This is a genomic window from Colwellia sp. 5_MG-2023 (genome assembly GCF_030547795.1).
Lineage (GTDB): Bacteria > Pseudomonadota > Gammaproteobacteria > Enterobacterales > Alteromonadaceae > Colwellia.
Window position 1 is genome coordinate 65,953 of the sequence record NZ_JAUOPW010000002.1, and the last position, 15,145, is coordinate 81,097.

The following is a 15,145-nucleotide window of genomic DNA, read 5'->3' on the forward strand; positions in this document are numbered from 1 at the left end:
CTAACAGTAAAAAGCGCATCAGTTTCACTCGTTTTTCAACACCCCTTTCATTTGTATAACCATTTATCTTCATAAAGGTGATTGTCAATATTTCTCTATTCGCACAAAAAAAAATCTTGTGCCATAATAATAAAAAGAATAAAAATCACTAAGGTAGATGATGGAAAGTAGAATTCGTACTGTTATTGAAGCGGTATCCAATACTTATGGTGATGATTTTTTTAACTCAATTACGCTAGCCTTACATGAGGTAATAAATGCTGATCACACCTTTATTGCCGTACTTGACCCTAAAAAATCAACGTCAAGAACAATCGCTTTAGTCTCAAAAGGTGAAATAGCAAATAACTTTGAATATACTTTAAAAGATACTCCTTGTGCTGATGTAGCAGATAATTCCGTTTGCTATTATCGTGGTGGTGTTTGTGAGCTGTTTCCACAGGACAAACTCTTAAAAGAGATGAATATAGATGCTTATATAGGCTCTCCTTTATACGATTCAAAGCAGAGAACAATTGGTATTATTGTTTCTTTATATGAAAAATCACTCGAAAATGAGCAAGATGTCCTCACCCTATTCAAAGTATTTTCAGGACGAATTGCTGCCGAATTAGAACGGAAAAACTATGAAGATGAATTAGAAAATACCATTTTATCTCGTACATTAGAGCTATCCCAAACGGTTGATAAGCTGAAAAACGCGCAAAAGCAGTTAGTTGAATCCGATAAGATGGCGGCTTTAGGTGGCTTAGTTGCCGGCATATCCCACGAAGTGAATACTCCATTAGGTATTGCGATCACCACACATAGTATTATTGCTGAAAAACATAAAAAGTTATTAGAAAAAGTGGCTAAAAAGTCTCTCAGTATAAAAAACATGAATGATTACTGTGAGTCCGTTAGTCGCGCGTTAAACATGCAAGAAGATAATTTGTTTCGTGCAAAAAGACTCATTGAGAACTTTAAACAAACGGCAGTTGACCAACACCACTTAGAAATCGATACGATTAATATTAAAAATTATTACAAAAAGTTAATCACCACATTAAATTCAATATTAAGAACCAAAAATGTCACATTAACTATCACGGGAGATGATGACATTAATATAGCTACTTACCCGGGTATACATGCTCAAATATTAACTAACTTAATTACCAACAGCGTTCGTCATGGATTTAATAATAAAGAAAACAATCGTATTGTAATTGATATTAGTAAAAAACATGACACGGTTGAAATAAATTATCATGACAATGGTATTGGTTTATCTGAGGAAGTAAAAAAGCATATCTTCGATCCATTTTTTACCACAGCGCGACAAGATGGGGGGGTTGGCTTAGGAATGTCGATAATTTATAACCTGATTACTCAAACATTAAAAGGGGATATTTTAATTGATAATATTGATACAGGAGCAGGCTTTACTTATCACTTTACAACCAGTACATAAATCCAGTTATTGGCCTCTGCTGTAATAGAAAATGACAGCTAGGCCTACTCAGTAACTTAGTTTCAATGGGCTATATTACTTCCTATACGCATACTATTTAACCATTAATATAGTCACTTTGTTAGCTAAGCTTTCATCATCTAAGCGCCCATAACGCATAATAAAGTCTTCTTTACCGTCATGATTAATATCATAATGCTCAAACAATTTACCATTTTCAGGCAATACTGCTGTAAACTTTTTACTTTTACGAGCGAACAATTTTGCACTCTGGTTACCTAAAAATATAACTAAACGGTCTTGCCCAGAAGATAACACTAAATCTTGTAAACCATCACCGTTAACATCACTTAAGCGTACAATAGGTTCACCACTCTGCCCTGATGTTAAACTAAAGTTTAATTCAACTTCCTTGCTTATAAGGGCATCTTCTTCATAACTATTTTCATCATCCAAAGCAAACACTAAAACATTTTGATCTATGCCACCAGACAGTAAAGCACCAATAATATTGCCAACACTTAACTGGAATGAAGAAACTAACACTTCATATTTTTCGTCCTGATTCATATCTATTATTTTCAAGTCAGTTAAGGTCCCTTCTGCCTTAATAACCGTAGTGGGAATTGTAGAATAAGCTAACTGATGCTCTTGATTTATATAGCCTAAATAAAACTCATAATCATTGGTTCTATCTAACACTCCTGAACTTTGAGTAAAACGAACAACAACATCGGTTAAACCATCGCCATTAATATCCTTAATCTCTTCAACAGCCCGATGTATTAAATTACTTTGGTCGAGGTTTTCGCCATCCGCCTCTTTAATGTGCCACCAATTTACACCGTAAATAGTATCGGCTAAAGCAATTTTCGCTGCAGTTGAGGCAAAAGTTCCATTTTCATTTTGACTAAAATAATTGATATGTCCTTTAGAGACCCAGGCAATATCTTGACGATCATCAAGGTTGAAATCAGCAAAAAATAACGCTGTTGCTGTAAACTTTACTCCGCCTCTTTCTAGTTCTATTTGTGTATTAATTGCTAAATATTGATACTCAGACTCTATATCATTTTTAGCAAACAGCCATAAGTTTGTTTTTTCGAAATCTGGCAAAACAATATCATCATAACCATCTTCATTAACATCTTGAATGAAATCCTTCTTGGAAATAAACGGTGATTTAGGTAATAAGAAAATAGAGCTAACCTCTTGTTTCAAAGCAAAATACAAACCAGATTTTAAAGTAGGCTCTTCTTTACGTTCGCTATCATACCTAAGAACCACTACCTTGTTTTTCGCTAACAAATAGAACCCTTTTCTATCGTCACTTACATCAAAAGCAAAATACTCATCTGTAATTCCTATTTGTTCTAATAAAACAAATTCATCTAACTTTTCACTATAAGTATAAACGGCTAACCAAGTTTGACCCTGTTCATCGACGCCAATAAGTACTAATTCATCCGAAGAGTTTTTTTCGTCCATTAGATCTAAAGGGATAATAGGTAAGTTAACTTTAAATGGCGCTGTAATACTATAATGTTTAAAGTCTAACTTAGTACTGACTGACTTTGTTGAGTTCGCAAATGTAGTGGTGGCAGTAATAAGGAAAAAACAAAATATAAAACCTACTAAAAATCGATTGTGCATAACTGTCCTTTTAGAAATATTGCCTTCGTGTTAATTGCTTCTTCATCATAAATCTTTGTTAACTTTGTAGCAAAGATTTATGCTGTACTAACCGTCACTAAACTATACCTTTCTTTGTGTCATAACAACATCTACCTTTACAGATGACCTTACCCCGCTTAAAATTTAATAGCTAAATCATTAGCTTTTCTTAAACGGCAACTTGCCAAGGATTTTTATGCGCCTATATCATTGGTTGTTTGTACTCTCTGTTCTGTGCGGCTGCGCTACCATAAGTATTATTGAATACGATAACCTCTATGGCTCTGCCAGGATAGAAAATCGTTTGCCTATTCAGAAAATACCAGCCAAAGAAAACATACATTTTAACCAAGTAATTAAACCTATCATCGAAAATCGATGTGTTGTTTGTCATGGCTGCTTCGATGCGCCATGCCAATTAAAAATGGAAAATATTGTAGGTATAGAACGTGGCGCTAACAAGGAACTAGTCTATAACGGTGAACGCCTACTGACAGTTAAAAAATCACACAGCATAAGCACTTTAACCACACAGGATAAAAAACAATTAAGTTTTTTGCGTCAAGAAGGCTTCTTCCCAGTCTTAAATGAACGTAATCAAACACCTATCGCTAATGCTAATGCCGGTTTAATGTATCAAATGTTACAACTCAAACAACAACACCCTTTGCCTAACAAAAGATTATTAGATAACAGCTTTGATGTTTCTCTCAATAGAGAACAGCAATGCCCTACAATAGAAGAGTTTGAACACTATAAAAAGAATTACCCTTTAGGAGGCATGCCTTACGGACTGCCTGGATTAAATAAAACACAGCATCAACAACTAACCAGCTGGATAACAAATGGCGCACAAGCGCCAACACCTGAACCAGTAACAAAATACGAACAAGATATTATCAATAAATGGGAAAGGTGGTTAAATCGCACTAATAATAAACAACAACTTGTTTCACGTTATTTATTTGAGCATTTGTATCTTGCCAATTTATATTTTAAAGAAAATAGTCAACGTTATTTCAAAATAGTCCGTTCAAATACTCCACCTGGTGAGCCTGCAGTCATTATTGATACTCGCCGACCTTTTGATCCGCCCTTTACTGGTAATAAGAATATAATCGGGGAAACAGAATTAACCGAAAACTCAGTGCAACAACAAGTTTATTATCGAATACTTAAACAACACGACACTATTATCGCTAAACGTCATATGCCTTACCGCTTCGATTTAGCAAAATTAAATTCGTTAAACACACTATTTATTTCGCCTCAATATCAAGTAACTAAACTACCTGATTACCAGTTAGCAAACGCATCTAATCCTTTTATCACGTTTCGAGATATACCAACAAAATCACGTTATACCTTCTTGCTAGAGCAGGCGCAGTTCTCAATTATGAACTTTATTAAAGGTCCTGTTTGCCGAGGGCAGGTTGCCTTAAATGTAATAGAAGATCACTTTTGGGTGTTATTCGCAGATCCAAACTATATTAACGATTTCCACTCCGATAGCTTCCTTGATAACAAAAGTGACTTATTGCAATTACCCGCTTCAACTAGCGATAAAGCTTTCTCATTATTATATTGGCGTTCTTATGCTAACCGTGAAAAAGCTTATGTAAAAAGTAAACTTGATCATATGAAAGCAATTAACTTTAAACAAAATGATGTTGATCTTAATTTAATTTGGTCAGGAGATGGTAACCCAAATGCTACCTTAACAATCTTTAGACATTTTGATAGTGCCTCGGTTTTACAAGGCTTTATTGGGCAAACACCAAAAACAGCCTGGTTTATTACCTACCCAATATTAGAGCGTATTCACTATTTATTAGTCGCTGGCTTTGATGTTTATGGCAATGTAAGTCATCAGTTGAAAACACGTTTATATATGGACTTCTTACGTATGGAAGCCGAAAGTAATTTTATTGCTTTCTTACCTAAAAAGGATCGCAGAAAAGTGCATGAACATTGGTATAGAAACACCTCGAAAGACATTCAAGATTACATATTTTCAGATGACTTTTATCAATTACCAGAAACGAACATTAACTATATAACCAAAGATTCAAAAAAAGAGTTATTGGATAAAGTCGCGAAATACACCAACAATAGTCAGGTTAATAACTATAACTTACCTCAGACCGACAACAGTAATACTAATGAATACAAGTTAAATCGCCTTAATAAAATGACTGGTTCAGCGGTATCAATTTTACCACAAGTTAGTTATTTAATGGTTAATGGAGCGCATGGTAACAGTGTTTACACATTAATCAATAATAGTGCTCATACCAACGTTGCTCACTTATTTTCTGAAGATGAACGACGCATACCTGCAGAAGATACTTTAACGGTACTTTCAGGTGTCGTTGGTACGTATCCAAACGCATTCTTTCAGGTCAGTGAGCAGCAGTTAAATACATTTATTGATGAACTAAAAAATATAAAAACTGAGCAAGATTATAGCCAACTTAAAGATAAATTTGCTATACGACGTACTGACCCTAACTTTTGGCAATACGCTGATAAATTACATATTTGGTATAAAAAAAATCAAGCTAATTCAGCGGGTTTATTAGACTTTAATCGCTTAGAAAATCGTTAAAAGTAAAAACCGCTAAATCTTAACTTTTTTATGCAGGCAAGGATACATACCGAACCAAATAACCAAGTAACTACCTAAGTACTTGTTAAAAATTTAATTTATAAAAATAGTGTCGTAACAACCGACAAGAAAAATCATTTAGAGATAAATTTTTTCAAAGCAAGAACTAACACCTGTACCTTTACATTGCTTTTCAACTTTTACTTGCTTACTACATTCGCATCGCGTTAGAATCTTTCCGCGTTACTAGCATAGCTAATAACGCAACTTGTCGGAGTGCCAAAGGCTGAGATCGCGTAAGCGGGATCCGTAATACCTGAACAGATTAGTATCTGCGTAGGGAACAAGAGAAAGTTAGCGCTATTAGCGCCTAGCTTCCTTCATTACACACCTTTATTGTTGTCATTCCGCTTCTTTTTTAATGTATTAAAATAGGTAGCGACCATGAACGATCAATCAGAAAACATACGTAAAAAAAATATACCCCCTAAAAATAAACCAAGCAGACGTGAAAAGCGTGAGGCGGCAGCTGCATTTTTGAAAAATGTTTCAGACCAGTCTTTCCCTAATTCTAAAAAAGTTTATGTTCAAGGTAAAATACACGACATTAAAGTTGCTATGCGTGAAATCACCTTAACCGATACTTTAGTAAGCGGTGACAAGGACAAGCCTGTTTACGAAAAAAATGAACCTCTGTGTGTTTACGATACCTCTGGGTTTTATACCGATGAAAATGTTAATATTGACGTACACAAGGGTATTCCTCGTTTACGTGAATCATGGATTGATGCTCGTAATGACACTGAGTTATTCTCCAAAACCCATTCAGAGTTTGCCCAGCAACGTCTAGATGATGAAGCTGTAGACGAAATTCGTTTTGAAAAATTACCTACCATGCGCATCGCTAAAAAAGGCAAAAATGTAACGCAAATGCATTACGCCCGCCAAGGTATTATCACGCCAGAAATGGAATATATCGCCATTCGTGAAAACTTAAAGCGCGAAGACGTAAAAGACAGCATTTTATTACAACAACACAAAGGGCAATCTTTTGGTGCCAGTATCCCTGAGAAAATAACCCCTGAATTTGTTCGCGACGAAGTTGCTCGCGGTCGCGCGATTATTCCAGTCAATATCAATCACCCTGAATGTGAACCTATGATTATTGGTCGTAACTTTTTAATCAAGGTTAATGCCAATATTGGTAATTCAGCAGTCACCTCTTCCATTGAAGAAGAAGTGGAAAAACTGGTTTGGTCCACTAAATGGGGGGCTGATACAGTAATGGATTTATCGACAGGTCGCAACATTCATGAAACTCGTGAATGGATTTTACGTAATTCACCAGTACCAATTGGCACTGTACCTATTTATCAAGCCTTAGAAAAAGTTAATGGTGTGGCTGAAGATTTAACCTGGGAAATTTTCCGCGATACCTTAATTGAACAAGCTGAACAAGGCGTCGATTATTTTACGATTCATGCTGGTGTTTTATTGCGTTATGTACCTATGACAGCGAAGCGAGTAACAGGTATAGTTTCTCGCGGTGGTTCAATCATGGCGAAATGGTGTTTAGCACATCACAAAGAAAACTTTTTATACACACACTTTGAAGACATTTGTGAAATTTTAAAACAGTATGATGTTTCATTTTCATTAGGTGATGGTTTACGCCCAGGTTCAGTTGCAGACGCTAACGATGAAGCACAATTTGCTGAATTACACACCTTAGGCGAGTTAACAAAAATAGCATGGCAGCATGATGTACAAACTATTATTGAAGGCCCAGGGCATGTGCCACTGCATATGATTAAAGCCAATATGGATGAGCAACTTAAGCATTGTGGTGAAGCCCCTTTCTATACGTTAGGACCATTAACGACAGATATTGCACCGGGTTATGACCACATTACATCAGGTATTGGTGCTGCCAATATTGGTTGGTACGGTTGCGCAATGCTTTGTTATGTAACGCCAAAAGAACATTTGGGTTTACCCAATAAAGAAGATGTAAAAGAAGGTTTAATCACCTATAAAATTGCTGCTCATGCAGGGGATTTAGCCAAAGGTCACCCAGGTGCTCAAATTCGCGATAATGCAATGAGCAAGGCGCGTTTTGAGTTTCGTTGGTACGATCAATTTAATATAGGGTTAGATCCTGAAACAGCCAAAGCTTACCACGATGAAACATTACCGCAAGAGTCGGGGAAAGTTGCTCACTTTTGTTCGATGTGTGGTCCCAAGTTTTGTTCAATGAAAATTTCTCAAGAAGTTCGTGATTATGCTGCCGATCTTGAATCAGGTCGTAAAATTGAAATTCAATTACTAGATGAAACTATTGTATTAGATTCATCCCAAACGAATAACGAAAAAATCAACCTTGAACAAGCTGAGGTAGAAAAAGGGATGGCGGAAAAATCCGCTAAATTTAAAGCAACGGGTAGTGAAATCTACCATAGTGCTAAGTAATGAAGATTGCGATTGTAGGTGCAGGGTTGATAGGCCGCTTGCTAGCCTTATCTTTACATCGCCAAGCTGAATTTAAGGTGTCTTTATTTGATAAAGACACTAAGCTCGCACATAACAGCGCCGCTTATGCGGCAGCAGGTTTATTAACGCCTTTAGGTGAATCACTCCATTGCGAAGAGAATATTGTCGCCATGGGGTTTGAATCCTTATCTTTGTGGCCCAGCCTACTTGCAAGCTTAGATGAGCATACCTTCTTTCAGCAAACTGGCACCATTATGGTGAGTCACGAACAAGACAAAGGAGATTACCTACGATTTACTCGCCATTTACAGCACCATTATCCAGATCAAAAGCAGCACTCATTAAATCGTACCCAACTAACTGAGTTAGAGCCCGAGCTTGGCCGTAGCTTTACCCAAGGCTTGTATCTACCCCAAGAAGGGCAAATTGGTAATCGTCGATTACTCGTTGCTTTACGTAAGCAACTTGAGCAAGAAGGTATAGATTGGCTCAGTGAAACATTAGTGACCGAAATAAAAACGTCTACCCACGAAAGCTCTATTTCTTATACAGCCAAAGGTGCTGACCAACAAAGCCAAACCTTTGATCTAGTCCTTGATTGTCGGGGAACTGGCGCTAATATTAAAAACGCGAATTATCACTGTGCTCCCTTAACTGATTTACGCTCTGTGCGTGGTGAGTTATTTCAGTTATTCGCACCCGATGTCCATTTATCACGTCCTATTCGCTTAATGCATCCACGCTATCAACTTTATATTGCGCCCAAAGAAAAAGGTTTTTATGTCGTTGGTGCCACTGAAATTGAAAGTGATGATAGCGGAAATATGACCGTACGCTCAGCAATGGAATTATTAAGCGCAGCTTATAGTGTTCACCCAGGGTTTGCTGAAGCTAACATTCGTCAACATATTAGCCAATCTCGCCCTGCTTTTAGCGATAACCAGCCCCAAATTATTGTGCAAGACACGTTAATACAAATAAATGGGTTGTTCCGCCACGGCTTTTTAATTTCGCCTGTAGTTTTGCAACAAGTACTCGCAGTAGTAAGCAACAAAGTGTCGGGTAAAGTACAAACGTTACCTTATGAGCATTTATTAGCGGTGCAAACACTTACGCCGCAAAATACGCTACAACCGTACAACACATAAAAGGCAATATCATGAATATACATATTAATGGCCAATCATATTCACTTAATCACGAATCAAAAATAACAGTCAGTGCCGCATTAGCCTTGTATTTTATAGAGCCACAACAAAGTACCTTTGCCGTAGCTGTTAATGGTGACTTTGTTAGTCGAGAAGACTATGAAAATACTCATGTTATTAATGGCGATAGTATCGATGTACTTTTACCCATTCAAGGAGGTTAATAGCAATGTCATTAACGCTTTATGGGCAAAAACTCGATAGTCGCTTATTAATTGGTAGTGCGCTCTACCCTTCCCCTGAAATTATGAAACAGGCCATCATTGCCAGTGGTTCGCAAGTCATTACCTTGTCATTAAAGAGACAAAACCCAGCGGAAAAATCAGGACAAAAAATATGGCAATATTTACAGTCTATAGTAAAACAGGTAGATGGTTACTTACTACCAAACACTGCCGGTTGTAAAACAGCCAAAGAAGCAGTAACACTTGCTAAAATGAGTAAAGAAATTTTCCAAACAGATTGGATAAAATTAGAAGTTATCGGCGATGATTATAATTTACAGCCTGACCCTATCGAGTTACTTAACGCTACAGAGCAATTACTAAACGACGGTTTTAAAGTGCTGCCCTATTGCACTGATGACTTAGTTTTATGTCAGCGTTTATACGACTTAGGCTGCCAAGTGATTATGCCTTGGGCATCACCTATTGGTACAGGCAAAGGTTTAATGAATCCTTATAATTTAGAAACTATTCGCCTACGCTTACCTCAAGCAACGCTTATTTTAGATGCCGGTATAGGTAAGCCCTCGGACGCTTGCTTAGCAATGGAAATGGGCTATGACGGCGTATTATTAAACAGTGCAATTGCCTTAGCTGATAACCCTATTCTTATGGCAAAAGCATTTAGCCAAGCTTTACAAGCTGGCGAACAAGGGTACATTGCCGGAATAATGGAACAACGACAAACAGCTCATCCATCAACTCCCACCTTAGATACGCCATTTTGGCATCAACAATGATAAATAATCGTCAAAAAAAGCCAATAATCTGGAGTATTTCAGGCAGTGATTGCTCTGGTGGTGCAGGTATTGCTGCCGATATAAAAACAGGCCATAGCTTGGGTGTGGAAGTGTGTACATTAATTACCGCCAATACGGTACAAAATTCAGATCAGCTAATCTCGGTGAACCCTGTTGCTGTCGATATTTTACAACAACAAGTAACGACCCTGATTGAGGACAAACCGCCAGCAGTAATAAAAATTGGTTTACTAGCCGGTAATATACAAGTTTTATGGTTAGCGTCGACACTAAAGCAACTGAAAAGAAAACTACCACAATTAATTACTGTTTATGATCCGGTAGGACAAGCCAGTGTTGGTGGTAATTTCAATCAATTATCAGTGCTTGACCTAGCTCCTTTATTACAACAAATTGATGTGCTTACCCCTAATATAAATGAAGCCCATTTTTTTGTAAGTTCAATGATAAAAAAAGAAATTGACTCACTTAGTATAGCTCAACCTAATATAAGTCAGCTTAGCGTCAAACAACTTGCGAAAATAATTCATCAAAGATTTGCCATAAAAAGTATCATTATTAAAGGTGGTCACAGCAAAAATAATCACCAGTGCATTGATTACTGTTACCACCAACTTAATCAAATAAAACAGGATAATCAAGATAAGTGCTTTCAAGCAATCGAATATCAACTCAGCTCACCTCGACTTAAAACTCATTATAGTCATGGCGGCGGCTGTAGTTTCGCAAGTGCCTTAGCATCGTGTTTAGCGAAAGGGTATTTAGTACGAGATGCTTTCACCTTAGCTAAAGCATTTATCAACCATGGGCTAGCTGCAACACAAAGCATTAGTGCTAAACAACAGCATCAATATTATGGCGCTTTTGAACAACTCGCCTGGCCGGCAATATTACCATCAGAGGTGGAGTCACAGGTTTGTTTAAATGAATTATTTCCAACGGTAATAGATACACTCAATCAACAACATCAAAACTTACCTGCGTTTGCATCGCTAAATTTACAAGGTGAGAAGCTCGGGTTATACCCAGTAGTAGACTCAATAGCGTGGTTAAAGCGTTTATTACCTTTAGGATTAAACATTATCCAACTAAGAGTTAAAAATTTAGCCGAAACTGAGCTTAAAAATATTATTATTGAAGCGATTAATTTAGCCCAAAAATATAAAACTCGACTATTTATTAATGATTATTGGGAATTAGCTATAAAATATAATGCTTATGGCGTTCATATTGGGCAAGAAGATTTAAATAAAGCCGACTTAAAAAAAATTCAACAGGCAGGGCTTAAGCTTGGTATCAGCACACATGGCTGTTATGAGTTTTTACTCGCACAACAGTTACAACCTTCGTATTTAGCTATTGGCGCCATTTTTCCCACAAAAACTAAAGATATGACAGGACAAATTCAAGGGGTAGATAATTTACGCCAGTTATTAGCATTAAGATCTAAAAAACCATCTATTCCCGTCGTGGCCATAGGCGGTATTAATTTAGCACGAGCACCTCAAGTACTAGCAACGACTGTTGACAGTATCGCTGTCGTTACTGCAATCACTGAAGCAAGCAATCCAGAACAAGCAGTTACTGAATTTGTTGCTTTAACTAAACATCCTAAACTGAATTCAGATTCACTGTAAAGAACGGTTTCAATAATGTTATTGGTCTATTGCTATTTTAGGCTGCCACTCTAACCAATCTTTATCAAGGGTTTGATGTAACAAAAAGCTATTTACTCGCGGAGCACTTTCTGGCTCATCTGCTGATAATGCTGGACTAGCAAAGGCAATACCACCAGAAATTAAGGTTTCAATAGACTCTGAATCAATATTAATGCCTGAAAAAATACCAGCATCAATATTAATACCACTTGTATTCCAGAACTTGCTACCACGATTAACTAAAGGTGCATAGCGCTTGGCAATATTGATATAAACGTCAACGGTATCAGCCGTTGGTGATAAATCAATACCAATAACCTTACCAACTTTCACCTGGCGGTATAACACTGGATTACCAATACGTACCGACCCTAAGCGCTGAGTCACTAATTTAATATTTAAGCCATAAGGTAATTGTTTCACCGTAGGAGGTAATTCAAGCGCTTCAAATACTGTTTGTTGTTCGCTTGATTGATTACTTGGTAAAAGTGAAATAAACGCACCATCAAGTAAAGATGAAACATTTTTCGATCCTACTAAACCAATCTCTGGCTCAACGACCCAAAAATTAGTACCTTTTTGTGCAAATTTAGCACCTAGATCATTTAACAGTACTAAAGCTGTCACACCAATTTCATCAGGATTAAAAATTAAACGTGTTACTGAGCCCACTTGTTGTCCTTGATAAACAACATGTGTATTTACTTTTAAGCCCGAGTAGTCCTTGAAATAAATACTAATAGCCAGACCTGCATTTTCTGCTTGTTCAATATTATCAAATAACTCAAAAGTATCTAACTCTTGTACTTGAACTTGTGTTTTCTCAATAACGACAGGATTATAAAAGCTAATTCCACCACGTAGCATCGCATCTATAGATTCAGTTTTTAGTACAAAATCACCCAAACCACCGCTAAGTGTGACACCGCTCGCATTATAAAACCTGGTATCAGCCTGAATTAACGCTTGATACTCTTCATCAATCGTTACATTAATATGTACCTTATCTGCTTTCTTGTCTAAGGCCACATTATCAACTTGCCCAACCACAATACCGCGATAGCTAATACTACTTCCCGCGGTAGCTACCGTTGCACTATTTGTTAATAAACTTAATTGTAAGCCTGGTGCACTAGCTGATTTAGCTGGCGGTGACGTCAATAAGGTAAAGTTAGTTTTAGCTACTTCACTTTCGTTATTAAAATCAAACGTGATATAAGCACCACCGAGTAATGCTTCAGGATCTGTTGCACCAGACAAAGTAAAGCTTGGTTTAGCCAACCAAAATTGAGTACCTTCACGCAAAATATGCTCATATTCAGGTAATAAGCCAAGGAATAATTTACTGCTATCGCCATCAGCTTCAATAGTATGAATGGCACCTATTTCTATGCCACGATGTAACACACGTGTGCTAACCTTAATCTGTTCATTAGCAGGCGCAGTTAACGTAAAACTGACCCGTTGCTCTGCTATTTTTTGGTTAGCAAATAATGTAAATTTGTCGCCATTAACTACTGAATTTTCTGCCAAAGCATCATCAGAACTGTCAATATTTATCATTGAAATCCCACCGGTTAAAATACTCTGCAGTGACTGTGCTTCAACATCTACCCCCAAAAGGTTGGCCTTAATTTTAAGCCCAGAATTATTATAAAAACGGCTAGTAGAATTAACATAGTGTTGGTATTTATCTTGAATATGAATGTGGATTAAATGCTGATCGGCTCCCACTGTATCAACCGCCTGAATGCTACCAATAACTTGCTGTTTAAAATAAATATTATTGCCTGCTTGTAAGGAGTGCCTATTATTAGACTCAATAATTAAATGTAATCCTGGTTCAGCATACAAATAAGGCGGTTTAACGTTGAAAACATGAAATTTATTTATTGGCTTACCTTGTAATGAAGGACGTATATTAATATAGGTACCGGTTAATAAAGCTTTTGCGTTTGACACCCCCGAAAGTTCAATTTTAGGCGAGACCAGATAAAATTGTGATTGATCGGTTAAGTAAGGAACAATACGTGGGTTCACTTTCGCTTGAGCAGTAATTTTTCTAGTCTTAGGGTCTATTTTACTAAAAGATTCAATACTCCCTATGGTTACACCTTGATATAAAATCGCTGCATTATGATTCACATCTGAATTCCAATCTAATGTAAGCTCAATGCTATGGCCCATCTCTGCGGCTTGAAAATCTGCATGTAATGGAAAAACTTGTCCGTTTTTAGCTGAAGGTAACTTTTCGTGATAACTCAAAGTATCAACCGCAATGCCACCACCAAGAATAGAGCCTAATGAACCAGTATTTATTTTTACACCTGCAGCAATAGAAGCGTTGATTTGTATGCCACTCATATTCCAAAAGAGTGAATTTTCTTTAATTAAATGCGCATATTCTTGTTCAATAAAGATATTGATATTAATGTCTTGGCTTTCTTCAACATAGTGGTAACCCGTAACATAACCAATAGGTATTTGTTTAAAGGTAATAGGTGAGTCTTCACTAATTGAACCTAACACACTGGCCTTCAAGGTTAAGTGCAGACCAGGCGTTGCCATATCTAACTCTGGCGCTTCATTTAATGCAATAAAGTGGTCTTGGCTGCGAGACTGTTTATCAGTGTCTGGAATAATATTAATATAACTACCCGATACTAACGTTTCTAACCCAGAAACACCTTGTAAAGAAATATCCGCGCTTACCAACCAAAACTTTGTTTTGTTAGTAAGGTAATCAGTAAAAGATTGTGTCATTTCTACTTCTGCAATCACTGATTGTAAGTCATCTGAGGGCTCTACTTTACTGACTAAACCAGTGACAAGACCTTTATAACGTACTTCTGTTTTTTTCGGGACAATACCTGAACCATTTTCAAATTCAATCGTAATGAAAACACCTTGTTCAGATATCGCCTTAATAGCTAACCAACCGCCAAAAATTAGCGCAATAAAAGGGATAAACCATATAGCTGAAATACCTTGTCTAGGCACAACATCAGCAGAAGCTACATTAGTTTTCAAATCATTATTATTCAACGATTTATCAATAGTCATTTTGTT

Annotated in this window: 9 protein-coding genes and 1 riboswitch; of the genes, 7 read left to right on the forward strand and 2 right to left on the reverse strand. The window is 36.9% G+C overall.

Annotated elements, in window-relative coordinates; translation table 11 throughout:
• Positions 1 to 160 precede the first annotated feature (160 nt).
• On the forward strand, positions 161 to 1,453 hold the full coding sequence (locus Q4496_RS01890; protein WP_215971855.1) for a HAMP domain-containing sensor histidine kinase: 1,293 nt from the start codon (positions 161 to 163) through the stop codon (positions 1,451 to 1,453).
• A 93-nt stretch (positions 1,454 to 1,546) separates the two neighbouring features.
• Here the strand turns inward: Q4496_RS01890 and Q4496_RS01895 are convergent, their stop codons facing one another.
• Complete coding sequence (locus Q4496_RS01895; RefSeq protein WP_303609843.1) at positions 1,547 to 3,106, reverse strand: VCBS repeat-containing protein; 1,560 nt, start codon at positions 3,104 to 3,106, stop codon at positions 1,547 to 1,549.
• Between the two features lie 217 nt (positions 3,107 to 3,323).
• Between Q4496_RS01895 and Q4496_RS01900 the strand changes: the two genes are divergently transcribed.
• The 6 genes from Q4496_RS01900 (at position 3,324) to thiE (ending at position 12,055) form a co-directional block, all read left to right on the forward strand.
• Positions 3,324 to 5,735, forward strand: coding sequence for a fatty acid cis/trans isomerase (locus tag Q4496_RS01900; RefSeq protein ID WP_215971853.1), 2,412 nt, complete (start codon positions 3,324 to 3,326; stop codon positions 5,733 to 5,735).
• A 262-nt stretch (positions 5,736 to 5,997) separates the two neighbouring features.
• A riboswitch (TPP riboswitch) is annotated at positions 5,998 to 6,095 on the forward strand.
• Positions 6,096 to 6,179: 84 nt separating this feature from the next.
• The gene (thiC, locus tag Q4496_RS01905; protein ID WP_303609844.1) at positions 6,180 to 8,204 is read left to right on the forward strand and encodes a phosphomethylpyrimidine synthase ThiC; all 2,025 of its coding nucleotides are present in this window, start codon (positions 6,180 to 6,182) and stop codon (positions 8,202 to 8,204) included.
• Positions 8,204 to 9,373, forward strand: a complete 1,170-nt coding sequence (thiO, locus tag Q4496_RS01910) for a glycine oxidase ThiO (RefSeq protein WP_215971852.1) — start codon at positions 8,204 to 8,206, stop codon at positions 9,371 to 9,373. The genes thiC and thiO overlap by 1 nt, the downstream gene beginning before the upstream one ends.
• A gap of 11 nt (positions 9,374 to 9,384) precedes the next feature.
• The gene (thiS, locus tag Q4496_RS01915; RefSeq protein WP_215971851.1) at positions 9,385 to 9,597 is read left to right on the forward strand and encodes a sulfur carrier protein ThiS; all 213 of its coding nucleotides are present in this window, start codon (positions 9,385 to 9,387) and stop codon (positions 9,595 to 9,597) included.
• 5 nt (positions 9,598 to 9,602) lie between these two features.
• The gene (locus Q4496_RS01920; RefSeq protein ID WP_215971850.1) at positions 9,603 to 10,397 is read left to right on the forward strand and encodes a thiazole synthase; all 795 of its coding nucleotides are present in this window, start codon (positions 9,603 to 9,605) and stop codon (positions 10,395 to 10,397) included.
• Positions 10,394 to 12,055 carry a thiamine phosphate synthase gene (thiE, locus tag Q4496_RS01925; RefSeq protein ID WP_215971849.1) on the forward strand — a complete coding sequence of 554 codons (1,662 nt, stop codon included), beginning with the start codon at positions 10,394 to 10,396 and terminating at the stop codon, positions 12,053 to 12,055. The genes Q4496_RS01920 and thiE overlap by 4 nt, the downstream gene beginning before the upstream one ends.
• 18 nt (positions 12,056 to 12,073) lie before the next feature.
• Here the strand turns inward: thiE and Q4496_RS01930 are convergent, their stop codons facing one another.
• On the reverse strand, positions 12,074 to 15,139 hold the full coding sequence (locus Q4496_RS01930; protein ID WP_215971848.1) for a PqiB family protein: 3,066 nt from the start codon (positions 15,137 to 15,139) through the stop codon (positions 12,074 to 12,076).
• Positions 15,140 to 15,145 lie beyond the last annotated feature (6 nt).